This is a genomic window from Acidovorax sp. YS12 (genome assembly GCA_021496925.1).
In the GTDB taxonomy this organism is placed as follows: Bacteria; Pseudomonadota; Gammaproteobacteria; order Burkholderiales; family Burkholderiaceae_C; genus Paenacidovorax.
This window is the reverse complement of record CP053915.1, coordinates 1,706,720-1,730,952: the sequence shown is the minus strand read 5'-3', so window position 1 is coordinate 1,730,952 and position 24,233 is coordinate 1,706,720. Positions and strand designations below refer to the sequence as shown.

The following is a 24,233-nucleotide window of genomic DNA, read 5'->3' as shown; positions in this document are numbered from 1 at the left end:
TCGATTGTGAATTTTTATCAAACGGCCGATCGTAAGAGTACATACCGTAAGGCTGCGTCCGTGAAACTAGCAATTGCTTTAATTAGGCCAATAGATTATTTATTTCATTGGGGCGCGAATGCAGCCCGGCCGGCCCGGCAGGAATGGGGACGAATTGGCCTCTAGCCCTTGTCTGGCAAGCGCTGAAAGCTATGCTTTGAATAGCGCCATGGCTTTGCCGCGCATGACGCCCTCTGTTCCCGGCGCCATGGCGCGGCGGATGTCAGGGAGCAGGTGCCAGCCGCTTGAGCTGGTAGAGCGCGTCCAGCGCCTCGCGCGGGCTGAGCTGGTCGGGGTTGATCTGCGCCAGGGCGGTTTCCACGGCGCTGCCCACGGCCATCTCGGGCGGGGGCGGCGGGGCGAACAGGTCCACCTGCTGGGCGTCTTCGGCGGCGCGTTCTTCCAGCGCCGCCAGGGCGTGGCGCGCGTGGTGCAGCACGGCGGCGGGCATGCCGGCCAGCTTGGCTACCTGCAGCCCGTAGCTGCGGCTGGCCGGGCCGGCCTGGATCTCGTGCAGGAACACGATGTCGGCACCGTTCTCCGCCGCGCTCACGTGCATGTTGACGGCGTGGCGCGCCGTGGCGGGCAGCTCGGTCAGCTCGAAGTAGTGCGTGGCGAACAGCGTGAAGGCGCGCGTCCTGTCGTGCAGGTGCGTGGCGATGCCGCTGGCCAGCGCCAGGCCGTCGAAGGTGCTGGTGCCGCGGCCGATCTCGTCCATCAGCACCAGGCTGTGCGGCGTGGCGGCGTGCAGGATCTGCGCCGCCTCCACCATCTCCAGCATGAAGGTCGATTGCGCGTTGGCCAGGTCGTCGGCCGCGCCGATGCGCGTGTGGATGGCGTCGATGGGGCCGAGGCGGCAGTTGGCCGCCGGCACGTGGCTGCCGATGCTGGCCAGCAGCACGATCAGCGCCACCTGGCGCATGTAGGTCGATTTACCGCCCATGTTCGGGCCGGTGATGATCTGCATGCGCTGGTGCGCGTGCAGGCGCGTGTGGTTGGCGATGAAGGCGCCGCTGGACGTTTCGGCCAGGCGCGCTTCGACCACCGGGTGGCGGCCGGCCTCGATCTCGATGCACGGCTCGGGCACGAATTGCGGCGCGCACCAGCCCAGCGTGAGCGAGCGCTCGGCGAAGGTGCACAGCACGTCCAGCGCGGCCAGCGCGTGGGCCAGGCGCGTGAGCGCGGGCACGTGCGGCTGGAGCTGGTCGAGGATCTGCTCGTACAGCCACTTCTCGCGCGCCAGCGCGCGCTCCTGGGCCGACAGGGCCTTGTCCTCGAAGGCCTTCAGCTCGGGGGTGATGAAGCGCTCGGCGTTCTTCAGCGTCTGGCGGCGGCGGTAGTCATGGGGCACCTTGTCGAGGTGGCTGACGGTGACCTCGATGTAGAAGCCGTGCACCTTGTTGAACTGCACGCGCAGGTTGGGGATGCCGCTGCGCGCTTTCTCGCGCGTTTCCAGGTCGAGCAGGAAGGCGTCGCAGTTGCCCTGGATGGCGCGCAGCTCGTCCAGCTCGGCGTCGAAGCCGCTGGCGATCACGCCGCCGTCGCGCACCAGCGCTGCAGGATCCTCGCAAATCGCGCGCTGCAGCAGCGCGGCGCATTCGGGCGGCGGCTGGAGCTGGCCGAAGATTTGGGCCAAATACGGCTCTGGCGCTTGTCCGGATTGCGCCAGCAGCTCTGCTTTCTGTAGCGTTTTGGCCAGCGCAACGAGTTCGCGCGGGCGCACCTGGCGCAGCGCGATGCGCGCGGTGATGCGCTCGGCGTCGCTCACGCCCTTGAGCTGCTCGCGCAGCCAGCTCCATGGCGCGGGGCCGGCGCTGGCGGCGTCGCCGCGCAGCGCCCGCGTGGCGGCCAGGCGGGCGCTGGCCTCGGCGCGCTCGCGCCGGGGCTCCAGCAGCCAGGTTTTGAGCAGGCGGCTGCCCATGCCGGTCATGCAGGTGTCGAGCAGCGAGAACAGCGTAGGCGCATCCTCGCCGCGCAGCGTCTTGACCAGCTCCAGGTTGCGGCGCGTGCTGGCGGGCAGGTCGATCAGTTCGCTGCCGCGCTGCACCTGGATGCTGTGGATGTGCGTGAGCTGGCGCCCCTGCGTGTGCTCGGCGTAGTGCAGCAGCGCGGCGGCGGCGGCGTGGGCCTGCGCCAGATCCTGCGCGCCCCAGGCCTGCAGCGTGGCCGCGCCGGTGGCTTCGAGCAGCTTGCGCTCGCCCAGGGCGCTGTCGAACTGCCAGTCGGGGCGCGGGGCGAGGGGGCAGGTGCAGGCGCCGCTCTGGCGCAACTGCTGCAATTGCTGCTCGAAGCGCTGGGTGGCGCCGCCGCTGTACAGCAACTCGCTCGGGGCGATGCGCGCCAGCCAGCCGCCCAGCTCCTCCACCGTGCATTCGGCCAGGAACACGCGCCCCTGCGTCACGCTGAGCCAGGCCAGGCCGCAGCGCGCGCGCTTGCCCTGGTGCACGGCCAGCAGCAGCGATTCGCTCTTGTCCGACAGCAGCTCGCTGTCGGTCAGCGTGCCGGGGGTGACCACGCGCACCACCTTGCGCTCCACCGGGCCCTTGGCCGTGGCCACGTCGCCCACCTGCTCGGCGATCGCCACCGATTCGCCCATCTTGATCAGGCGGCCCAGGTAGCTCTCCAGCGCATGGAACGGCACCCCGGCCATCAGCACCGGCTGGCCCGCCGACTGGCCGCGCTGGGTCAGCGTGATGTCGAGCAGCCGCGAGGCCTTCTCGGCGTCCTGCCAGAACACCTCGTAGAAGTCGCCCATGCGGTACAGCAGCAGCGTGTCGGGGTACCCGGCCTTGAGCGCGAGGTACTGCTGCATCATGGGCGTATGGCTCTCGAGGTTGCGGAGCAAATCTTCGGAAGCGGGCTTTTCTGGACTCATTGCCTGTACGAACCTTTGTGAACCGGGGCGGTGCAAAGCCCCGCATTGTCCCCGACCTTGCATGCCGCGGGCCGAGCCCTGGGGCCAGTTCCCGGCCGCGCCGTGAAGGTGTATGGTGCATGGATGCAGCCGCCTGCAACGGGACGGTTGCCGGGTATTCCCGGGGGGCATATTTGTAACAAATATTTCTCGGGGCTCCCGGGGTTTGCCATACTGCTCGGATTCTCGGATGCGATTGCTGTGCATGCATTCGAAACGCCCCTCGGGGCCTGGTTTGAAAAGGTGCCGGATTCATCGTGAAGCCCTCTGATCTGCTGTCTGCCTTGCTGGCCCCTGCGGGTGAACCGCAACTGCCGCACGCGGCATATGTCGGTCTGCAGGCCTTGCTGGATGCCGTGCCGATTGCCCTGATGGAGTTCCGCCTGAGCGGCGAGCGCCTGGTCCTGCTGACGGCCAACGCCGCCGCGCGCCGCATGCCGGGGCTGGGCGGGGTGCGCGAGCCGGGCGCCGATGCCCGCGCCGTGTTCGACCAGCTCGCCGGCACCGCGCTGATCGACCAGCTGTGCGGCGTGGCCCGGCTGGGCGTGCCGCTGGACGGGCGCCATGTGCTGCGCGACGGCCCCCGGCTGCAGCTGGCCTGGGATATCGCAGCGCGCCGCATGGCCAGCGACTGCGTGCTGGTGGCCGTGAGCGACGTTTCCGAAGCCGAGGGGCTGCGCCAGGCGCTGCAGGCCAGCGAGCAGGCGCTGGCCGAGGCGCGGCGCGACCTGCGCGAGCAGACCGAGGTGTTCGACACCATGGAGACCCTGGCCCGTGCCGGCCACTGGCGGCGCATCAAGGACCCGGGCGAGACCGTGCTGCTGTGGTCGCCGGGCCTGTGCGAAATCGCCGGCTTCGAGCGCCAGGAGTGGCTCGACCCCGAATACGCGATGAGCGGCATCCTGCCCGAGGACCGGCCGCTGTTCGACGCGGCGAGCCGGGCCCAGGATGGCGCCAACGTGGAATACCGCTGGCGGCGCCCCGACGGCGAGGTGCGCTGGATGCGTTCGCGCGTGCAGCGCGTGCGCTCGCGCGACGGCGTGTCGGTGCAGATGGGCGTGGTGCAGGACGTGACCGAGGAGCACCGCGCGGCCGAACAGCTGCGCGAGCAGTTGGTGTTCATCCAGCGCATCGCCAGCCGGGTGCCGGGTTTCATCTACCAGTACCGCATCCACCGCGATGGCTCGACGGCCAGCGTGCAGTACATCAGCGAGGCGGTGCGCGAGTTCCTGGGCGTGGCGCCCCGCGAGGTGATGCGCGACCATGGCCTGCTGGAGCAGCGCGTGCTGCCCGAGGACGTGCCGCAACTACGCCGCTCGGCCATGCTGTCGGTGCGCCGCCTGGTGCCCTGGCAGAGCGAATACCGCGTGCGCATGCCCGACGGCAGCGTGCGCTGGCACATGACCAGTGCCGTGCCGCACCGCGAGAGCGACGGCGCAGTCGTCTCGCACGGCTTCACCATGGACATCACCGAGCGCAAGCAGGCCGAACAGCAGATCGAGCGCCTGGCGTTCTACGACGCGCTCACCGGCCTGCCCAACCGGCGCCTGCTGCTCGACCGGCTGCAGCGCTCCGTCGTGCTGAGCCAGCGCACGCGCCAGCAGGGCGCGCTGCTGTTCATCGACCTGGACAACTTCAAGGTGCTCAACGACACCCTGGGCCACGACATGGGCGATCAGCTCCTCATCGAGGTGGCGCGGCGCCTGGTGGCCACGGTGCGCGAGAGCGACACGGTGGCGCGCTTCGGCGGCGACGAGTTCGTGGTGATGCTGGAGCACCTGGCGTGCGACAGCGCCGAGGCGGCGCTGCAGGTCGAGGGTGTGGCGGAAAAACTGCTGGCCCACGTCAACCAGCCCATCGTGCTGGGCGGGCGCCACCACTACAGCTCACCGAGCATCGGCATCGCGCTGTTCGGGGGCGAGCGCGTGGAGGTGCACGAGCTGCTCAAGCGCGCCGACCTGGCGATGTACGAGGCCAAGGCGGCCGGGCGCAACACGCTGCGCTTCTTCGACCCCGGCATGCAGGCCGCGGTGAACGCGCGCCTGCACCTGGAGGCCGACATGCGCCAGGGGCTGGAGCGCGGCGAGTTCAGCGTGCACTACCAGCCCGTGGTGGACGAGCGCGCGCGCCTCGTGGGCGCCGAGGTGCTGCTGCGCTGGCGCCATCCCGTGCGCGGCATGGTGAGCCCGGCCGAGTTCATTCCGCTGGCCGAGCAGAGCGGCCTGATCCTGCAGCTGGGTCGCTTCGTGCTGCAGCAGGCTTGCGCGCAGCTGGCGCGCTGGGCGCAGGGCCCCGCCACCGCGCACCTGGGCCTGTCGGTGAACGTGAGCGCGCGCCAGTTCCGCCATGCTGATTTCGTGGCCGAGGTGCTGGAGGCCCTGCGTGAACATGCGGCCAACCCGCGCAGGCTGACGCTGGAGCTGACCGAAAGCATGCTGCTGGGCAACGTCGAGGATGCCATCGCGCGCATGCAGCAGCTCAAGCGCGAGGGCATCGGCTTCGCCCTCGACGATTTCGGCACGGGCTATTCCAGCCTGAGCTTTCTCAAGCGCCTGCCGCTGGAGCAGATCAAGATCGACCAGAGCTTCGTGCGCGACGTGCTGGAGGACCCGAACGACGCCGCCATCGTGCGCACCATCCTGGCGCTGGCGCAGAGCCTGGACCTGCAGGTCGTGGCCGAGGGGGTGGAGACGGCGGGCCAGCTGGGCTTTCTGCGCCTGCATGGCTGCGGCGGCTTCCAGGGCTACCTGTTCGGCCGCCCCGCGCCCCTGCAGGCCTGGGACGAAATGCTGTTCACCGCGCGCTGACCCGCCATGGCGCAGAGCGTGATCGACAAACTGCAGGTGCGCGATGCACGTTGGGTGCCGGGCGCGCTGGTGGTGGTGTTGCTGTCCCTGCTGGGGGCCTGGCTGGCGGTGCAGACCATGGAGTCGCTGCACCAGATGCAGCGCGCCGAGGAGCGCGCCCGCACCCTGCAGCAAACCGCCCAGGCCTTGCTGGGCAAGACCACGGGCGGCCCGTTGCTCGATGCCGTGGCGCAACTGGGGCTGCACGAGCCGCTGCTCAAGGGCCTGGCGCTGGGCGAGTTGCCGCCCGATGCCCCTGATGCGCTGGCCCGCATGGCACTCGCCCGCGCGCGTTTTGGCGGCAGCGATGTCTATGTGCTGGACAAGGCGGGCACGGTCGTCGCCCACGACACTGCGGGCGAGAGCATGGCCGGCTTCAACCTGTACCTGCAGCCCTACCTGCAGCAGGCGCTGCGCGGCGTGGCCAACGTCTGCGCCGCACTGGCGCCGAAGACCCATGCGCGCGGGCTGTACTACACCGCCCCCTTGTATGCCGGGGACGCGGCCACGGGCGCAGTGGTCGGGGCCGTGGTGTTCCAGGCGAGTTTCCAGCCGCTCGATGCGCTGCTGCCGCGCAGCGGCATGACCATGCTGCTGCTGTCGCCCCAGGGCGTGGCGTTCGCCTCCACGCGTCCCGAGTGGCAGTACGCCATGCTGCCGCCGCTGGCGCAGGAGCGCATCGACGAGGTGCGCGCGCTGCGCCAGTTCGGCACGCATTTCGACAACGGCATGGCCTCCGCCCTGCCGTTTGCCGCGGGGGCGGCGCGCGCGCAGATCAATGGCAAGGCCTATGCCATCGCGCGGCAGCCCGTCGAGTGGTTCGACCCCGCGGGCCCCTGGCAGCTCGTGGCGCTGGACGATGTCACCAGCCTGGTGCCGGCCGCGTTGCGCTGGAAGGTGGGCGGCGGCGCCTTCGTGGTGCTGTTCCTGCTGGGGGGCATGCTGCTGGATATCCTGCGCAGCCGCGCCCGCATGGCGGCGGTGATGGAGCGCTTCCAGGTGCTGGGGGCGGCGCTGGAGAGCAGCCCGGTGGGCGTGGTCATCACCGATGCGCAGGGCCGCATCGAGTGGGTCAACCCCGAGTACGAGCGCAGCACCGGCTACAGCCTGGCCGAGGTGCGCGGCCGCAAGCCGGGCCTGGTCGCCAGCGGCCAGACGCCGGCGCAGACCTACCGGGAAATGTGGGCCGAACTGCTCGCGGGCCGCTCCTGGCGCGGCGAGTTCATCAACCGTCGGCGTGACGGCACCATCTACCATGACGATGCCACGCTCTCGCCGGTGTTCGACAGGAAAGGACGCTGCATCGCCGTGGTGGGGCTGCAGCAGGACGTGACGGCACGCATCCAGGCGCAGCAGGAGCTGCAGCAGCGCGAACGCCAGCTCAACGAGCTGCTGGACCAGCAGACCGCCATCTTCGACCACGCGCCGCCGATCCTGCTGGTGTGCGACGGGCGTTTTCGCCGCTGCAACCCGGCGTTCGCGGAGCTCATGGGTGCCTCGGAGCAGGCGCTGGCCGGGCAACCCGTGCAGCGTCTGTTCGGCAGCGTGCAGAGCTGGCGCGACTTCAATGCCCGCGTGGCGCAGGCATTGGCCCAGCAGCAGCCCGTGCGCGACGTCTGGGAGCTGCAGCGTTTCGATGGCACCCCTTTCGAGGCGCGCCTGTCCGGGCGCAGTGTGCAGCTGGCGGGTTGCGAGAAGGGCTCGCTGTGGGTGATCGAGAACGTCACCGAGGCGCGGCGTGCCGAGGCCGCAGTGCTGGAGGCCAACGAACGCCTGGCGCTGGCGCAGGAAGCCGGCCTCATCGGGGTGTTCGATGCCGACTTCGTGCGCGGCGAGGTTGTGTGGTCCGACAAGTTGCTCGAAATGCTCGGTCTGCCGCCGGGAACCAACCGCCGCCCGATCGCCGCCTGGTCGGCCACCTTGCACCCGGATGACCGCGAACGGGCGCTGGCCCATTTCCAGGGCTGCGTGAACGGGACGGCCAGCGAGATCCAGGACAGCTGGCGCATCGTGCGCCCCGACGGCCAGTGGCGCTGGATGCTGCTGTCGGCGCGCATCGTGCGCGACGCCGACGGCAAGGCCCGGCGTGCCGTCGGGGTGAACATCGACGTGCATGTGCAGAAACTGCTGGAGGCGCGGGTGGGCGAGCAACTGGCGTTCCAGCAGGCGCTGCTCGACACCGTGCCCGTGCCGGTGTTCTACAAGGACGCCCAGGGCCGCTACCTCGGCACCAACCGCGCCTTCGAGGAACTCATGGGCCAGGAGCGCGACACCATGGTCGGCAAGACCGTGCTCGACTACCCTGGCGTGCCGCTGGCGCAGCGCCAGGCGCAGGCCGAGGAGGACGCGCTGGTCATCCGCCAGGGCATCACGGTGCACAAGGAGACGCAGCGCATCTTCCGCGACGGCCTGGTGCACCAGGTGTCGCACTGGACGCGGGGCTTCCGCCTGCCCGATGGCTCGCCGGGCGGGCTCATCGGCACCTTCACCGACATCACCGAGCAAAAGCAGATCCAGCAGGAGCTGCGCGAGGCCAAGGAGGCGGCGGACGCCGCCAGCCGCGCCAAGAGCGACTTCCTGGCCAACATGAGCCACGAGATCCGCACGCCCATGAACGCCATCATCGGCATGTCGCACCTGGCGCTCAAGTCCGGGCTGGACGCGCGCCAGCACGGCTACGTGAGCAAGATCCAGCAGGCCGGCCAGCACCTGCTGGGCGTGATCAACGACATCCTCGACTTCTCCAAGATCGAGGCCGGCAAGCTCCAGCTCGACCCGCAGCCCTTCGAGCTCGACCGCATGCTGGCCGGCGTGGTGGACGTGGTCGGCTACAAGGCCGGCGCCAAGGGGCTGGAGCTGGTGCTCGACGTGGCGGCGGACGTGCCGCAAAGCCTCGTGGGCGATGCGCTGCGGCTGGGGCAGATCCTCATCAACTTCGCCAACAACGCCATCAAGTTCACCGAGACGGGCGAGATCGCCATCGGCGTGCGCCTGGAGGCGCAGCGCGCGGGCGCCGTGCTGCTGCGCTTCGAGGTGCGCGACACCGGCATCGGCATCACGCCCGAGCAGATGGGGCGCCTGTTCCAGAGCTTCGAGCAGGCCGACAGCTCGACCACGCGCCGCTATGGCGGCACCGGCCTGGGCCTGGCCATCTGCCGCAAGCTGGCCTTGCTGATGGGCGGCGACGTGGGTGCCGACAGCCAGCCCGGCCAGGGCTCGCGCTTCTGGGCCACGGTGCCGCTCGACCTGGGCGAGCCGGCGCCGCAGCGCGAGCTGTCCGCCACCGCGCTGCAGGAAGGCAGGGTGCTGGTGGTGGACGACAACCACGCTGCGGCCACCGTGCTGTGCGACATGCTGCAATCGCTCGGCCTGCAGGCCGAGCAGGTGCACTCGGGCGCCCAGGCTCTGGCGGCGGTGCGCGAAGCGGTGGCCCAGGGGCACCCGCACAGCCTGCTGCTGCTGGACTGGCACATGCCGGGCATGGATGGCATCGAGCTGGCGCGGCGCATCCGGGCGCTGGACATCGGCCCGGTGCCGCAAATGCTCATGGTCACGGCCTACGGGCGCGAGGACGTGATGCACGCGGCGCGCACGCAGGGCATCGAGACGGTGCTGATCAAGCCCGTGAGCGCCTCGGTGCTGTTCGAGACCCTGGTGCAGCCCATTGCCGCCATCAGCCAGCCCGTGGGCCGTGGCGCCAGCCTGGAGGACCCGCAGCAGCAGGCGCTGCTGGCCCCGGTGCGCGGCGCGGTGGTGCTGCTGGTCGAGGACAACGAGCTGAACCAGCTCGTGGCCGTGGAGCTGCTGCGCGACGCGGGCTTCGCGGTGGACGTGGCCGCGCATGGCCGGCAGGCGCTCGACGCCCTGGAGCGCAGGCGCTACGACGCGGTGCTCATGGACATGCAGATGCCCGTGATGGACGGCGAGACCGCCACGCGCCTGCTGCGCGCCGACCCGCGCTTCGCCAACCTGCCCGTCATCGCCATGACCGCCAATGCCCTGGAGGCCGACCGCCAGCGCTGCTTCGCCGTGGGCATGAACGACCACGTGGCCAAGCCCATCGACCCGGCGCAGCTGTGGGCGGCGCTGGCGCGCTGGATCCGCGCGCGCCCCGGGCTGGGCGAGGCCGCCGCGCCCGTGCCACCGCCCGATGCCGTGGCCGACGCGCTGCCGCCGGCCCTGCCGGGCGTGGACATGGCGCTGGGGCTGCGCCGGGCGCTGGGCCGCCCGGGCCTCTATGCCGACCTGCTGCGCCGCTTCACGCAAGGCCAGGCGGCCTGGGTGCCGGACTTCGACGCGGCGCTGGCCGCCGGGGGGCTGCTGCAGGCCGAGCGCATGGCGCACACGCTGCGCTCGGTGGCCGCCAACATCGGCGCGCAGACGCTGTCGCAGCATGCGCAGGCGCTGGAGCAGGCCCTGCGCGCGCAGGCGCCGAAAACGCAGGTGCAGGCGCTGCGCGATGCCTTGGAGGGCGCGCTGGGCCCGCTGCTGCAGGGGCTCGCCGACTGGAGCGCGGGCCTGCCGTCGCCGGTGCCATCCGGCACGCCCGGGCTGGCGGCGGACGAGGCCCTGCGCCAGTTGCGCACCCTGCTGCGGGAGGACGATCCTGCAGCGATCGAGTATTTGCAACACAATGTAGCCGTCCTCGAAACGGTGCTCGGGCCCGGCTTGCAGCGGGTGCACGACAGGGTCCAGGCATTCGAGTTCGAGCAGGCGCTGGAGGCCATCGACGCGGCGGCGCCGCCCCCGTGATGCCGCACCGCCGCCACAACCCCTGCAGGAGCATTCATGGACCATGCCCCGTTCTTTGATGCACAGTCGGTGTTCGTCGAGAAGCCGATCGCCACGGTGCTCGTGGTGGACGACACGCCCGACAACCTCTCGCTCATGGGCGGGTTGCTGCGCGACCACTACCACGTGAAGGTGGCCAACCAGGGGGAGAAGGCGCTGAAGATCGCGCAGGGCGAGCAGCCGCCCGACCTCATCCTGCTCGACATCATGATGCCTGGCATGGACGGCTATGAGGTCTGCCGCAGGCTCAAGGCGAACCTGCACACGCGCGACATTCCCGTGATCTTCCTCACCGCGCGCGCCGACATGGAGGACGAGCGCCTGGGCCTGGAGCTGGGGGCGGTGGACTACATCACCAAGCCCATCAGTCCGCCCATCCTGCTGGCGCGCGTGGCCACGCACCTGGCGCTCAAGGCCTCGGCCGACTTCCTGCGCGACAAGAGCGCCTATCTGGAGCGCGAGGTGGCGCTGCGCACGCTGGAGGTGCAGGCCATCCAGGACGTGACCATCATGGCCATGACCTCGCTGGCCGAGACGCGCGACAACGAGACCGGCAACCACATCCGCCGCACCCAGCTGTACGTGAAGGCCCTGGCCGAGCACCTGCGCGACCACCCGCGCTTCGCCCACGTGCTCACCGACCGCATGATCGACCTGCTGTACAAGTCGGCGCCGCTGCACGACATCGGCAAGATCGGCATTCCCGACGCCATCCTGCTCAAGCCCGGCAAGCTGACGGTGCAGGAGTTCGAGGTCATGAAAACCCACACCACGCTGGGGCGCAACGCCATCGAGGAGGCCGAGCGGCGCCTGGGCATGCGCGTGGCGTTCCTCAGCGTGTCCAAGGAAATCGCCTACAGCCACCAGGAGAAGTGGGACGGCTCGGGCTATCCCGAAGGCCTCAAGGGCGACGCCATCCCCGTGTCGGCGCGCCTCATGGCCGTGGCCGACGTGTACGACGCGCTCATCAGTAAGCGTGTGTACAAGCCCGCGTTCCCGCACGAGCAGGCCTGCGCCACCATCGTCAAGGGCCGGGGCACGCACTTCGATCCGGACATGGTCGATGCCTTCGTCGAGATCGCCCAGGACTTCCTGCGCATCTCGCAGCGCTATCCGGACCCGGATTAGTCCGCGGCGATTCAAAAGGAAAAAGGCTTCCAGCCCTTTGCTGGAAAGCGCTTGCAGCTATCGAATCAGGAGTTCACCGGTGCCCGGGCGCATCGCGCGTGGCCGCCGCCGGCCCGGCCCTGGCGCCGGACGGCAAAAAGTTGCAATGTGTTTTAAAATTGACCATATTGTTTTTGTGTGTATCGGGTTGTCATGAATCCACGGCGCGACAAGGCGGGGCACGGGCTGGCTCGGGCGGCGGTCCTGGGGGCCTGCATGGCGTTGTGCGGCCTGGGCGCGGCGGCCGACGGGCGCCTGGAGCGCATTCGCGGCAGCGGCCAGGTGCAGGTGTGCATCTGGCCCGACTACTACGGCATTTCCTACCGCGACCCGCGCACCCAGGCCCTGTCGGGGATCGACATCGACCTGGCCCAGGCGCTGGGGCGCGAGCTGGGGGTGGCGGTGCAGTTCGTCGACAGCTCCTTCGCCCGCCTGGTGCCCGACCTGCAGGAAGGGCGCTGCGACGTGGCCATGTTCGCCATCGGCATCACGCCGCAGCGCCAGCAGTTCGTGCGCTTCACCCAGCCCTACCTGGCCAGCGACGTGCTGGCCATCACCACCCGCAGCAACCGCAAGATCCGCAGCTGGGACGACATCGACCAGCCCGGCGTGGTGGTGGCCGTGGCCAAGGGCACGCTGCACGAGCCCCTGATGCGCGAGCGGCTGCACAAGGCCCGGCTCATCACCCCCGACACCCCGCACGCGCGCGAGCAGGAGGTGCAGGCCGGGCGTGCTGACGTGTTCATGACCGACTTCCCCTACACCCGCCGCATGCTGGAGACCACCGACTGGGCACGCCTGGTGGCCCCGGCGGCGGCCTGGCACGTCACCCCCTACGCCTGGGCCGTGCAGCCCGGCGACGACGCCTGGCATGCCCGCCTGGAGGAGTTTCTGCGCGACATCAAGCGCGATGGCCGCCTGCTGGCCGCCGCGCGCAGGCACAAGCTTGACCCCATCGTGGTGCTGGATTGAGGTGCCGCAGCGCCCCCCCCTGGGCCGCGCCGGTTTCATCGGCGGCTGGTGCGTAGCCCCCTGAAGCACCGAGTGGCCGATTCCCTCTTGCCCATGCCCGAAGCAACTCCGGCAGGCCGCCGCCTGGGCCGGGGCTCCGTGGCGCTGCTGGTGGGCTTGCAGCTGCTGCTGGTGGCCAGTGTGCTGGCGGGGCTGTATTTCAGCGGCCAGCACCTGCGCGGCGTGGCGCTCGACCACATGCGCAGCCATGCCCAGGTGCAGACCCACAACCTCGAAGACAGCCTGACGCAGAGCTTCAACCTGCTGGACATGCACCTGCGCGCCCTCGCGGCCGAGCACCCCGAGATCCAGTACGCCGAACAGGGCGTGGCCCCCAGGGACCTGGAAAACGCCCTGACCGCCCTGCAGAACAAGCTGCCGTATGTCCGCTCGCTGTCGGTGCTGGCGCGCTCGGGCCGGGTGCTGGCCAGCACCCAGGCCGCCAACATCGGCCTGCAGCCCGGTCTGGAGCCCCTGCTGCCGCGCGTCGCTCCCCACACCCCGGGCGTGCTGCGCTTCGGCGCGCCCTGGCGCGGGCGCGACTTCGCCGACGGCAGCCTCTGGCCGGCCACGCCGGGGCCGGGGGAGGCTCCGGACGCGCGCGATGCCGGCTTCTTCCCCATCACCCTGGTGCTGCCCGAGGCACCGCAATGGACCATCGTCGCGGCCATCAACAGCGACTACTTCATCAACCAGGCGCTGAACCACGAAGTCGTGCCCGCGCTGCGCCACCAGCTCTATACCGACGACGGCACGCTGCTGCTGTCCACCGCCGAGGACGACCTGCCCGGCACGGTGCTGGACGGCGTGCGCCTGGCCGCCGCGCTGGAGCACCAGGTGGGCGTGGCGCAGTGGCCCGGGCCGCGCGGCGACACCTGGCTGGTGGCCTTCCGCGCCTCGCGCAACTACCCCTGGTTCGTGCAGTCGCAGGCTTCCAGCGCGCAGGTGCTGCAGGCGTGGCGGCGCGACATGCGCCAGCTGGCCCTGCTGGCCGGGCTGTCCCTGCTGCTGGTCCTGCTCACCACCGGCGCGCTGACCTGGCGGGTGCGCCGCTCGCTGCAGCGCGAGGAGCAGCGCCTGGAGGAAAACCGCCTCGCCGCCAGCGTGTTCGCGCACAGCAGCGATTTCATCGTCATCACCGACCGGCAGGGGCGCATCGTCACCGTCAACCCCGCGTTCGAGCGCGGCACGGGCTTCAGCGCGGCCGAGGCCGCGGGGTGCCTGCCTGGCCACCTGTCCCCCACGCGGCCCGTGCCCGCCCACTTCGACGCCATGTGGTCCGCCATCGCCGCCGAAGGCGCATGGCAGGGCGAGGTCATCGACTGGCGCAAGGACGGCACGCCGCTGACCGGCTGGCTCACGGTCAACGCCATCCGCGACAGCGCGGGCCGGGTGGTCAACTACGTCGGCGTGCTGCACGACCTCTCGCGCCTGCGCGCCGACGAGGCCACCATCCGCAAGCTCTCGCTCGCCGTGGAGCAAAGCCCCACCAGCATCGTCATCACCTCCACGGCCCCGGCCATCGAGTACGCCAACCCGCATTTCTTCCGCACCACCGGCTATACCCCGGCCGAGGTGCTGGGGGCCAACCCGCGCGTGCTGCAGTCGGGCCAGACCAGCCCGGCCACCTACCAGGCCATGTGGGCAGAGCTGGTGGCGGGCAGGGTCTGGCAGGGCGAATTCGTCAACCGGCGCAAGAGCGGCGTGCTGTACACCGAAAGCGCCACCATCGCGCCGCTGGTCGATGACCAGGGCCGGATCACCCATTACCTGGGCATCAAGCAGGACATCACCGCCGCCAAGGAAGCCGAGAAGGCCCTGCGCCTGGCCGCCAGCGTGGTGGCCAACACCCACGAGGGCGTGATGGTGTGCGACGCCATGCAGCGCATCATCGAGGTCAACCCGGCCTTCACCCGCATCACCGGCTACCCCGCCGCCGAGGCCCTGGGCCGCAAGCCCAGCCTGCTCTCCTCCGGGCGCAGGAGCCGCGAGCAGTATCCCGCCATGTGGCAGGCGCTGCACCAGCACGGGCACTGGCAGGGTGAGTTCTGGAACCGGCACAAGAGCGGCAGCCTGTACGCCGCCGCCAGCACCATCAACGCGTTGCGCGACGCCGACGGGCAGGTGACGCACTACGTCAGCGTGTTCTCCGACGTCACCGAGCGCAAGCACCAGCAGGAGCAACTGGAGCGCCTGGCCCACTTCGACCCCCTGACCGGCCTGCCCAACCGCGCCCTGCTGGCCGACCGGCTGCAGCAGGCCCTGGCGCGCGCGCAGCGGGCGCGCCAGGGGCTGGCGGTGTGCTTCATGGACCTGGACGGCTTCAAGGCCGTGAACGACGCGCACGGCCACGATGCTGGCGACGACCTGCTGGCCGAGGTGGCGCGCCGCCTGCAGGGCAGCATCCGCGCGGGCGACACCGCCGCGCGCCTGGGCGGCGACGAATTCGTGCTGCTGCTGGGCGGCCTGCGCCACCCGCGCGAATGCGAGGACACCGTGCGCCGCGCGCTGCACGCCGTGGCCCTGCCCATCGAGGTCGAGGGGCATACCGTGCATGTCTCGGGCAGCATGGGCATCACCGTCTATCCGCAGGACGGCCGCGACGCCGAGCAGCTCCTGCGCCAGGCCGACCAGGCCATGTACCAGGCCAAGCAGCGCGGGCGCAACCGCTACGTGCTGTACGCGCCGGGAATGGCCGGGGCCGGCCCCGGCGCCGCTTGATTCACTCCATTTTCGATAGCTGCCGGCGCGGGCGTGCGCAAGCGTTTCAGTTTTCCATGGCGCATGAAACCGGCGCGGCCCAGGCGCGGGCAGCCGAGCAAGGGCCGCCCCGCAGCGAGGGCTGCGTCCCCCTCCCGGAGCGCGAAGCGCGCAGAGAGAGGGGGAAGGCGCGAAGCGCCTCAGGGGGTGTTTCCTCTCACCGCGGATGCGTGCCGCCTTGCGCGTCGTAGCAGCGGAACACGTTGCAGTGTGTGATGCGCGGCGCGGGCTGGGGCGGCTGCGTGTGCGGCGGGCGTGGCAGGGGGCGGTAGGGCGGCGCCACCACCACGGGCGCGGCGGGCTGCAGCGCCCGGGTGCGCTCGATCTCGGCGAAGCGCTCGGGGCCCAGGCAGTCCAGGTCCATCTGGCGCTGCAGGGCCTGCAGGCGCAATTGCTCCTGGTCGCTGCCGGAGGACAGGCGGCCGAGCGCGCGGTCGACCTCCTGGCGCGACTGCAGGCAGGCGGCCGACTGCGTGTAGTCGAAGGGTTGGGCCGCGCTCGTGGCGCGCGCGGCGCGCTGCAGTTCGGCCTCGCGCTGGCGCTCTGCGGCCTCGGCCTGCTGGCGCTGCTGCTTGCGCGCGATGGCCTCGGCGGCCTGCTCGCGCTCGGCGCGCAGCGCCTCGGGCGTCTTGCGCGGCTCGACCTCCAGCGCCTGGCTGTCGCTGGTGCATTCGCCATCGGTGTAGGTGACCTTGCCGGTGCGCGGGTCGGTGCAGCGCAGCACCTGGGCCGGTGCGCCCAGGCTGGCCAGCACTGCGCAGGCGGCCAGGCAGGCGGTCAGGACGGGGGCGCGGGAGGGCATCTCAGCTCTCCATGGCGCCGCGCGCCCCCCACGGCCCATGAAACTGGCGCAGCCCAGGCCAGCGGACGCCGCGCAAGGGCCGCCCCGCCGCGCTGGCGGCGTCCCCCTGCCCGCCACGCGCAGCGTGGCGAGAGCGGGGGGAAGGCGCGAAGCGACGCAGGGGGGTCATTTCGATGTCTTCCAGTCGAACGGCGGCGGGCGTTGGCCTGGGTCGGTGCGCTCGCCGGGCGGGCCGAAGCGGCGCGGCGGTTGCTCGCCAGGGGCCGGGGCCGACGCGGGGGCCGCGGGCGCGGGGGGCTGGGCAGGGGCCGAGGCGCAGCCGCCGGCGGCCAGCGCCAGCAGCAGAACCAGGGGGCGGGTGAAGGGGGTGGGCATGGCGCTTTCCATCTTTTTTGTTCGGCGGGTGCTGCGCAGGGTGGCACGAACATCGCATACCCGCAACCACTATGACGCGCCAGGGCCGGTTTTGGTTCACATGCCCCGGCCCTACAGCGCGCCGCTGGCGCGCAGCGCGGCGATGGCGCCGGCATCGAGCCCCAGCTCGCGCAGCACTTCGTCGGTGTGCTGGCCCAGGGCCGGGGGCGCGTTGCGGTAGGCCACGGGCGTGGCCGACAGGCGCATGGGGCTGGCCACGCCGGCGATGCGCGCCGGGCCGCTGCCGGGGGCCTCGTGCGCGCGCCAGCGCGGCAGCTCCAGGCGCAGGCCGCGGGCGCGCACCTGCGGGTCGTCGAAGGCCTGGGCGATGGTGTTGATGGGCCCGCAGGGCACGGCCTTGTCCTGCAGCAGCGCGATCCACTCGGCGCTGGTGCGGGCCTGCAGCACCGGCGCCATGCAGGCCAGCAGCGCGTCGCGGTGGCGCACGCGCGCGGTGTTGGTGGCGAAGCGCGGGTCTTCGGCCCATTCGGGGTGGCCGGCCGCGGCGCAAAAGCGCGCGAACTGCCCGTCGTTGCCGATGGCCAGCAGCACGTGGCCGTCGCGCGTGCGCAGGTCCTGGTAGGGCGCCAGGCTGGGGTGGGCGTTGCCCATGCGCTGCGGCGCCTGGCCGGTGGCCAGATAGCCCGCCGCCTGGTTGGCCAGCAAGGCCATGCCGGTGTCGAGCAGCGCCATGTCGATGTACTGGCCCTGGCCGCTGGCCTGGCGCGCGTGCAGCGCGGCCAGGATGGCGTTGCTGGCGTACAGGCCGGTGAACAGGTCGATGACGGCCACGCCCGCGCGCAGCGGGCCGCCGCCGGGCTCGCCGTCGGCATGGCCGGTGATGCTCATGAGGCCGCACAGGGCCTGCACCATCAGGTCGTAGCCCGCGCGCCCGGCATAGGGCCCGTCCTGCCCGAAGCCGGTGATGGAGCAGTACACCAGGCGCGGGTTGTGCGGCCGCAGGCTGGCGTCGTCGAGCCCGTAGCGCGCCAGGCCGCCGGCCTTGAAGTTCTCCACCACCACGTCGGCCTGCAGCGCCATGCGCCGCAGCAGTGCCTGGCCCTCGGGGTGCGCCATGTCCACGGTGATGGAGCGCTTGTTGCGGTTGCAGGCGCTGTAGTAGCTGGCCTCGGCCGTGGGCTGGCCCGCTGCGTCGTGCAGGAAGGGCGGGCCCCAGTGGCGCGTGTCGTCGCCGCTGCCGGGGCGCTCGACCTTGACCACGTCGGCCCCCAGGTCGGCCAGTTGCTGCGTGCACCAGGGGCCGGCCAGCACGCGCGAGAGATCGAGCACCTTGATGCCCGCGAGGGCGCCGGGCGCCGTGGGGGGAGGGGTCATGGCTTGCTATTCAATCAGGAGCTGCTTGCGCTTGCCATTCGCCACTTTCATGTATGTTTAATGCCGAAAATGGCTTGTGGCAAGCGCTGGCAGCTCATTTTTCAGGAGCGCTGTATCAGCTCCGTCTAGTTGGCGAAAGCCGGGATGCCCGTCTGCGCGCGCCCCAGGATGAGCGCATGCACATCGTGCGTGCCCTCGTAGGTGTTGACCACCTCCAGGTTCACCAGATGGCGCGCCACGCCGAACTCGTCGCTGATGCCGTTGCCGCCGAGCATGTCGCGCGCCAGGCGGGCGATGTCCAGCGCCTTGCCGCAGTTGTTGCGCTTGATGAGCGAAGTGATCTCCACCACGTTCTGGTGCTCGTCCTTCATGCGGCCCACGCGCAGCGCGGCCTGCAGGCCCAGGGTGATCTCGGTCTGCATGTCCGCCAGCTTCTTCTGCACGAGCTGGTTGGCCGCCAGCGGGCGGCCGAACTGCTGGCGGTCCAGCGTGTACTGGCGCGCCGTATGCCAGCAGAACTCGGCCGCGCCCATGGCGCCCCAGGCAATGCCGAAGCGCGCGCTGTTCAGGCAGGTGAACGGCCCCTTGAGGCCGCGCACCTCGGGGAAGGCGTTCTCCTCGGGCACGAACACATCGTCCATGACGATCTCGCCGGTGATGGAAGCGCGCAGCCCCACCTTGCCGTGGATGGCGGGGGCGCTCAGGCCCTTCATGCCCTTGTCCAGGATGAAGCCGCGGATCGGGCCCACGGCGCCGCCTTCGGACACTTCCTTGGCCCAGACCACGAACACATCCGCCACCGGCGAATTGGTGATCCACATCTTGCTGCCCTTGAGCTTGTAGCCGCCAGCCACCTTGGTGGCCCGCGTCGCCATGGAGCCGGGGTCCGAGCCATGGTCGGGCTCCGTCAGGCCGAAGCAGCCGATGAACGCGCCCGAAGCCAATGGGGGCAGGTACTTCTGCTTCTGCGCCTCGGTGCCGAAGGCATGGATCGGCACCATCACCAGAGACGACTGTACGCTGGCCATGGAGCGGTAGCCTGAATCCACGCGCTCGATCTCGCGCGCGATCAGGCCGTAGCTGACGTAATTCAGGCCCGCGCCGCCATAGGCCTCGGGAATGGTGGGCCCGAGCAGGCCGAGGGCGCCCATCTCGCGGAAGATGGACACGTCGGTTGTTTCATGGCGGAACATGTCTTGCACGCGCGGGGCGAGCTGGTCCTGGCAGTAGGCGGCGGCGGCGTCGCGGATGGCGCGCTCGTCGGCGCTGAGTTGCTGGTCGAGCAGGAACGGGTCTTCCCAGCGGAAGGGGGCGTGGGCCATCGGTGTCTCCAGGGCAAAAAAGAATACATGCGGAATGCGCGCATCGTAGGGCAGCGACCCTAGGAGTGGCAAGCGCGTAGTTGGCATCCAGAAATGCGTTTTGGGAATGTATGGGGTAGAGTGCGCGCATGCGCCGCCATTTGCCCTCCACCCAGGCCCTGGCCTGTTTCGACGCCGCCGCGCGGCACGAGAGCTACACGCGCGCCGCGCAGGAGCTGGCGCTGACGCAGAGCGCCGTGTCGCGCCAGATCCTGGCGCTGGAGGAGCAACTGGGCGTGCAACTGTTCCGCCGCACGCGCCATGGCGTGGTGCTCACGCCCGCCGGGCGCCACTACGGGCGCCAGGTGGCGCGCTGGCTGCAGGCGCTGGAGCAGGGCACGCTCGACGTGATGGCGCACCAGGGCCACGGCGGCGCGCTGTCGCTGGCGGCGGTGCCCACGTTCGCCACGCGCTGGCTGATTCCGCGCCTGCCGCTGCTGGCCGCGCGCCACCCCGAGATCGTGGTGCACATCGAGACGCGCACGCGCCCCTTCCTGTTCGCCGACTCCGCGTTCGACGCCGCGCTGTACGCCGGCACGCCCGAGCAGGTGGCCAACTGGCCCGGCGTGCAGGCGCAACTGCTGCTGCAGGAGGACGTGGTGCCGGTGTGCAGCCCGCGCCTGCTGCCCCCCGGGGGCGTGGCGCCGCAGGCCCTGGCACGCCTGCCGCTGCTGCAGCAGAGCACGCGGCCCTATGGCTGGCAGCAGTGGTTCGACGCCATGGGGGTGGCGGGCGTGGCGCGCGCGCTCGACGGGCCGCGCTACGAGCTGTTTTCCATGACTGCTGCCGCCGCCGCGCACGGCCTGGGCGTGGCGCTGATCCCGCCGCTGCTCATCGAGGCCGAGCTGGCGCGCGGCGACCTGGTGGTGGCCTGCGCCCGGCCGCTGCGCGGCGAGCGCGGCTACTACCTGGTCAGTCCTGCGCAGCCGCAGCCGCCGGTGCTCGCAGCGTTCGCCCGGTGGCTGGGCGAGATGGCGGCGGCGCAGGGCGTGTAGCCGGGCGCCAGCGCGAATGGCGCGGCGCCACTACCATGCCACCCCATGCTGACCGTTCACCATCTTGAAACATCGCGCTCCCAGCGCATCCTGTGGCTGCTTGAGGAGCTGGGCGTGCCGTACGACATCCGCCGCTACGCGCGCGACCCCGCCACGAAGCTGGCGCCGCCAGCGCTCAAGCAGGTGCACCCGCTGGGCAAGTCGCCGGTCGTCACCGACGGCGGCGAGGTGGTGGCCGAATCCGGCGCCATCATCGAGTACCTGGCCGAGCGCTACGGCGCGCAGGCGCCCGCCGAACTGGCGTACCTGGAGCCCGCGCGCGGCACGCCGGAGCACCGCCAGTGCCGCTTCTGGATGCACTACGCCGAGGGCTCGCTGATGAACTGGCTGGTCATGAAGCTGGTGTTCGACACCATCCCGCGCCAGCCCATGCCGTTCTTCGTGCGCCCGGTGGCGCGCGCGCTGTGCGGCAAGGTGCAGCACAAGCTCATCCGCCCCAACGTGCAGGCCGCGCTGGCGTTCATGGAGGAACACCTGGCGCGGCACCGCTGGTTCGCCGGCGAGCACCTGAGCATGGCCGACTTCCAGATGAGCTTCGCCGTCGAAGCCGCGCTGGCGCGCGGCGGCGACGAGGCCGCCTGGCCCCATCTGCGGGCCTACCGCCAGCGCATGCACGGCAGGCCCGCCTACCAGCGCGCGCTGGACAAGGGCGGCCCCGTGGTGATGCAGGCTTGAGCCCGATGGCCGCCAGCGCCCTGGTGTGGATGCGGCGCGACCTGCGCTGCGACGACCACGCCGCCCTGTACCACGCGCTGCGCCGCTACGGGCGGGTGTACTGCGCCTTCGTCTTCGACACCGGCATCCTGGATGCGCTGCCCAGCCGCGGCGACCGGCGCGTGGCGTTCATCCATGCCAGCGTGCAGGCGCTGGACGAGGGCCTGCGCCAGCTCGCCGCGCGCAGCGGCGCGCCCGGCGGCGGGCTGATCGTGCGCCATGGCCCGGCGCGCGAATGCATCGTGCAGCTCGCGCGCACCCTGGGCGTGCGCGAGGTGCTGGCCAACCGCGACTACGAGCCCGAGGCCATCGCCCGCGACCGGCACGTGGCCGAGGCCCTGCGCGCCGAGGGCATCGCCTTCAGCGACTACAAGGACCAGGTGCTGCTCGAACGCGACGAGGTGCTGACCCGCCAGGGCCAGCCCTACAGCGTGTTCACGCCCTACAAGCGCGCCTGGCTGGACAGGCTCGACGCCTTCCAGCGCACGCCGTATCCGGTGGAGCGCCACGCCAGGCACCTGGCCGCGCCGCCGCCGGGCGAGACGCTGCCATCGCTGGCCCGCCTGGGCTTCGCGCTGGCCGACCCCGGGGCGCTGCCCCTGCCCGCCGGCATGCAGGGCGCCCAGCGGCTGCTGCGGGACTTCGCGCCGCGCATGGCGGCGTACCACGCGGCACGCGACTATCCGGGGCGCAAGGGGGTGTCCTACCTGTCGGTGCACCTGCGCTTCGGTACCGTGTCCATCCGCCAGCTGGCGGACCTGGCGGCCCGGCAGGCCGCCCAGGGCTGCGCGGGCGCGCAGGCATGGCTGTCCGAACTGGCGTGGCGCGACTTCTACTTCATGATCCTGTGGCACCACCCGCACGTCGTCACGCAGTCGTTCCGGCCCGCGTACGACCGCGTGCAGTGGGACGACGCGCCGGAGCTCTGGCAGGCCTGGTGCGAGGCGCGCACCGGCTACCCGCTGGTGGACGCGGCCATGCGCCAACTGCGGCAGACCGGCTACATGCACAACCGCCTGCGCATGGTGGTGGCCAGCTTTCTGACCAAGGACCTGGGCATCGACTGGCGCCGGGGCGAGCGCTACTTCGCCGAGCACCTGAACGACTACGACCTGGCCGCCAACAACGGCGGCTGGCAGTGGGCCGCCTCCACCGGCTGCGACGCGCAGCCCTGGTTCCGCATCTTCAACCCGGTCACGCAGTCGCAGAAGTTCGACCCCGGCGGTGCGTTCATCCGCCGCTACCTGCCCGAGCTGGCGCAGGTGCCCGACGCGCACATTCACTTCCCCGCGGCCATGAAACCGCTGGAGCTGCAGGCCTGCGGGCTGCGCCTGGGCCAGGACTACCCGCTGCCGGTGGTGGACCACGCCAGCGCGCGCGAGCGCACGCTGATGCGCTTTCACTTCCTCGGCGCGGACGCCCGGGCGTGAACGCCGCGCGGGCCGCGGGTGCTTTCGTATTGATAGCTGCTGGCGCTTGCTGCATAAGCGCTGGAGCCCATTTTCATGGCACATCTTGTGCCGATGGCGAACGGCCCCGGGGCTGCCGCACGGGCGCGCACCGGGGGCGCGGCCGATTGCGCTTTGCATCCGACAGGCATACGCTGTCTCCGTTACCCATCACACAGCAAGGAGGACACGCCATGGCCACCGCACAACCCCTGTACCACGCGCCCGTTTTCGAGCCCACCGTGGACGAGCTGGCCACGCTCAAGCACCTGGAACTGGGCCAGCCCATGGGCATGCCCGAGGCGCTCAAGCAGCACCTGTCCGGGCGGCTGGTGGATCACGGCTGCATCACCAAGACCGCGCAAGGCCAGTTCGCCCTGACGGACAGCGGCCGCCGCTGGATCCGGCGCCAGGAGGACTGAGCGTCCTGGGGCAGGTACGGCCTGCCCGCCATGAAAAAAGCCGCATGCCTGACAGGCATGCGGCTTTGTTTCTGGTGCCGGAGGCCGGAATCGAACCGGCACGCCTTGCGGCGGGGGATTTTGAGTCCCCTGCGTCTACCAATTTCACCACTCCGGCGGGGAATTCGTGAAGCTTTAAATTATGGCACAGTAGTGGCGTATGACTTCACACACCAAGCACTACCCCACCATCGAGGACGCGATCGGCCGCACGCCGCTGGTTGCGTTGCAACGCATCGGCGCGCAGGACAACCAGGCGCGGTGCAACGTGGTGCTGGGCAAGCTCGAGGGCAACAATCCCGCGGGCTCGGTGAAGGACCGGCCCGCGCTGTCGATGATCCGGCGCGCCGAGGAGCGTGGCGAGATCAAGCCCGGCGACACGCTGATCGAGGCCACCTCGGGCAACACCGGCATCGCGCTGGCCATGGCGGCGGCCATCAAGGGCTACCGCATGGTGCTGGTCATGCCCGAGGACCTGTCCATCGAGCGCGCCCAGACCATGAAGGCCTTTGGCGCCGAACTCATCCTGACGCCCAAGAGCGGGGGCATGGAGTACGCCCGCGACCTCGCCGATACCATGGTCAGGCAGGGCAAGGGCCGCGTGCTCGACCAGTTCGCCAACCCGGACAACCCGCGCATCCACTACGAGACCACCGGCCCCGAGCTGTGGGAGCAGACCGGAGGGCGCATCACCCACTTCGTCAGCGCCATGGGCACGACCGGCACCATCACCGGCGTGGCGCGGTTCCTCAAGGAGAAGAACCCGGCGGTCCAGATCGTGGGCGCCCAGCCGCAAGAGGGCTCGCGTATTCCCGGCATCCGCAAGTGGCCCGAGGAGTACCTGCCCAAGATCTACGAGCCGCGCCTGGTGGATGAACTGGTGTATGTGCGCCAGGACGACGCCGAGGACATGTGCCGCCGCCTGGCGCGCGAGGAGGGCATCTTCGGCGGCATTTCCGCCGCTGGCGCCTGCTGGGTGGCGCAGCAGATCGCGGCGCGCGAGCGCAACGCCACCATCGTCTTCGTGGTGTGCGACCGCGGCGACCGCTACCTGTCCACCGGCGTCTTCCCGGCTTGAGGCAAAAAAGCCCTCCAGCCCTTGATGGACAAGCGCA

At 70.7% G+C, this 24,233-nt stretch carries 15 protein-coding genes and 1 tRNA gene; 10 read left to right on the top strand and 6 right to left on the bottom strand.

Annotated features, from left to right (window positions below; all coding sequences use genetic code 11):
* Positions 1-262: 262 nt before the first annotated feature.
* On the bottom strand, positions 263-2,854 hold the full coding sequence (gene mutS / locus YS110_07830; GenBank protein UJB67395.1) for a DNA mismatch repair protein MutS: 2,592 nt from the start codon (positions 2,852-2,854) through the stop codon (positions 263-265).
* A 470-nt stretch (positions 2,855-3,324) separates the two neighbouring features.
* On the opposite strand from mutS, the gene YS110_07825 reads away from it, so the two are divergent.
* The 5 genes from YS110_07825 to YS110_07805 all read left to right on the top strand — a co-directional run bounded on the left by YS110_07825 (position 3,325) and on the right by YS110_07805 (position 15,489).
* Positions 3,325-5,760 (top strand): EAL domain-containing protein, encoded by a 2,436-nt coding sequence (locus YS110_07825; GenBank protein ID UJB67394.1) that lies wholly within the window; start codon positions 3,325-3,327, stop codon positions 5,758-5,760.
* A gap of 6 nt (positions 5,761-5,766) precedes the next feature.
* Positions 5,767-10,551, top strand: coding sequence for a PAS domain S-box protein (locus YS110_07820; protein ID UJB64660.1), 4,785 nt, complete (start codon positions 5,767-5,769; stop codon positions 10,549-10,551).
* 36 nt (positions 10,552-10,587) lie between these two features.
* Entirely contained in the window at positions 10,588-11,718 is a 1,131-nt protein-coding gene (locus tag YS110_07815) for a two-component system response regulator (protein ID UJB64659.1), read from the top strand.
* A gap of 192 nt (positions 11,719-11,910) precedes the next feature.
* Positions 11,911-12,729 carry an amino acid ABC transporter substrate-binding protein gene (locus YS110_07810; protein UJB64658.1) on the top strand — a complete coding sequence of 273 codons (819 nt, stop codon included), beginning with the start codon at positions 11,911-11,913 and terminating at the stop codon, positions 12,727-12,729.
* 93 nt (positions 12,730-12,822) lie between these two features.
* Positions 12,823-15,489, top strand: a complete 2,667-nt coding sequence (locus YS110_07805; protein UJB64657.1) for a diguanylate cyclase — start codon at positions 12,823-12,825, stop codon at positions 15,487-15,489.
* 196 nt (positions 15,490-15,685) lie between these two features.
* On the opposite strand, the gene YS110_07800 is transcribed toward YS110_07805, so the two are convergent.
* The 4 genes from YS110_07800 to YS110_07785 form a co-directional block, all read right to left on the bottom strand.
* Positions 15,686-16,330 carry a DUF4124 domain-containing protein gene (locus YS110_07800; GenBank protein ID UJB64656.1) on the bottom strand — a complete coding sequence of 215 codons (645 nt, stop codon included), beginning with the start codon at positions 16,328-16,330 and terminating at the stop codon, positions 15,686-15,688.
* 165 nt (positions 16,331-16,495) lie between these two features.
* Positions 16,496-16,705, bottom strand: a complete 210-nt coding sequence (locus YS110_07795; GenBank protein UJB64655.1) for a hypothetical protein — start codon at positions 16,703-16,705, stop codon at positions 16,496-16,498.
* Between the two features lie 111 nt (positions 16,706-16,816).
* Entirely contained in the window at positions 16,817-18,079 is a 1,263-nt protein-coding gene (locus tag YS110_07790) for a CoA transferase (GenBank protein UJB64654.1), read from the bottom strand.
* Positions 18,080-18,204: 125 nt separating this feature from the next.
* Positions 18,205-19,401 carry an acyl-CoA dehydrogenase gene (locus YS110_07785; GenBank protein UJB64653.1) on the bottom strand — a complete coding sequence of 399 codons (1,197 nt, stop codon included), beginning with the start codon at positions 19,399-19,401 and terminating at the stop codon, positions 18,205-18,207.
* A 128-nt stretch (positions 19,402-19,529) separates the two neighbouring features.
* On the opposite strand from YS110_07785, the gene YS110_07780 reads away from it, so the two are divergent.
* From YS110_07780 to YS110_07765, 4 genes are all read left to right on the top strand, one after another.
* Positions 19,530-20,435: a LysR family transcriptional regulator gene (locus YS110_07780; protein ID UJB64652.1), complete on the top strand. Its 906-nt coding sequence runs from the start codon at positions 19,530-19,532 to the stop codon at positions 20,433-20,435.
* Between the two features lie 45 nt (positions 20,436-20,480).
* A complete protein-coding gene (locus tag YS110_07775; GenBank protein ID UJB64651.1) occupies positions 20,481-21,170 on the top strand; it encodes a glutathione S-transferase in 690 nt (229 codons plus the stop codon).
* A 5-nt stretch (positions 21,171-21,175) separates the two neighbouring features.
* Positions 21,176-22,639, top strand: coding sequence for a deoxyribodipyrimidine photo-lyase (locus YS110_07770; protein UJB64650.1), 1,464 nt, complete (start codon positions 21,176-21,178; stop codon positions 22,637-22,639).
* 212 nt (positions 22,640-22,851) lie between these two features.
* Complete coding sequence (locus tag YS110_07765) at positions 22,852-23,079, top strand: hypothetical protein (GenBank protein UJB64649.1); 228 nt, start codon at positions 22,852-22,854, stop codon at positions 23,077-23,079.
* Between the two features lie 72 nt (positions 23,080-23,151).
* Here YS110_07765 and YS110_07760 read toward each other — a convergent pair.
* Positions 23,152-23,236: transfer RNA gene (locus tag YS110_07760), tRNA-Leu, on the bottom strand.
* 42 nt (positions 23,237-23,278) lie between these two features.
* On the opposite strand from YS110_07760, the gene cysM reads away from it, so the two are divergent.
* Positions 23,279-24,196 (top strand): cysteine synthase CysM, encoded by a 918-nt coding sequence (gene cysM, locus YS110_07755; protein ID UJB64648.1) that lies wholly within the window; start codon positions 23,279-23,281, stop codon positions 24,194-24,196.
* The last annotated feature ends 37 nt before the right edge of the window (positions 24,197-24,233 follow it).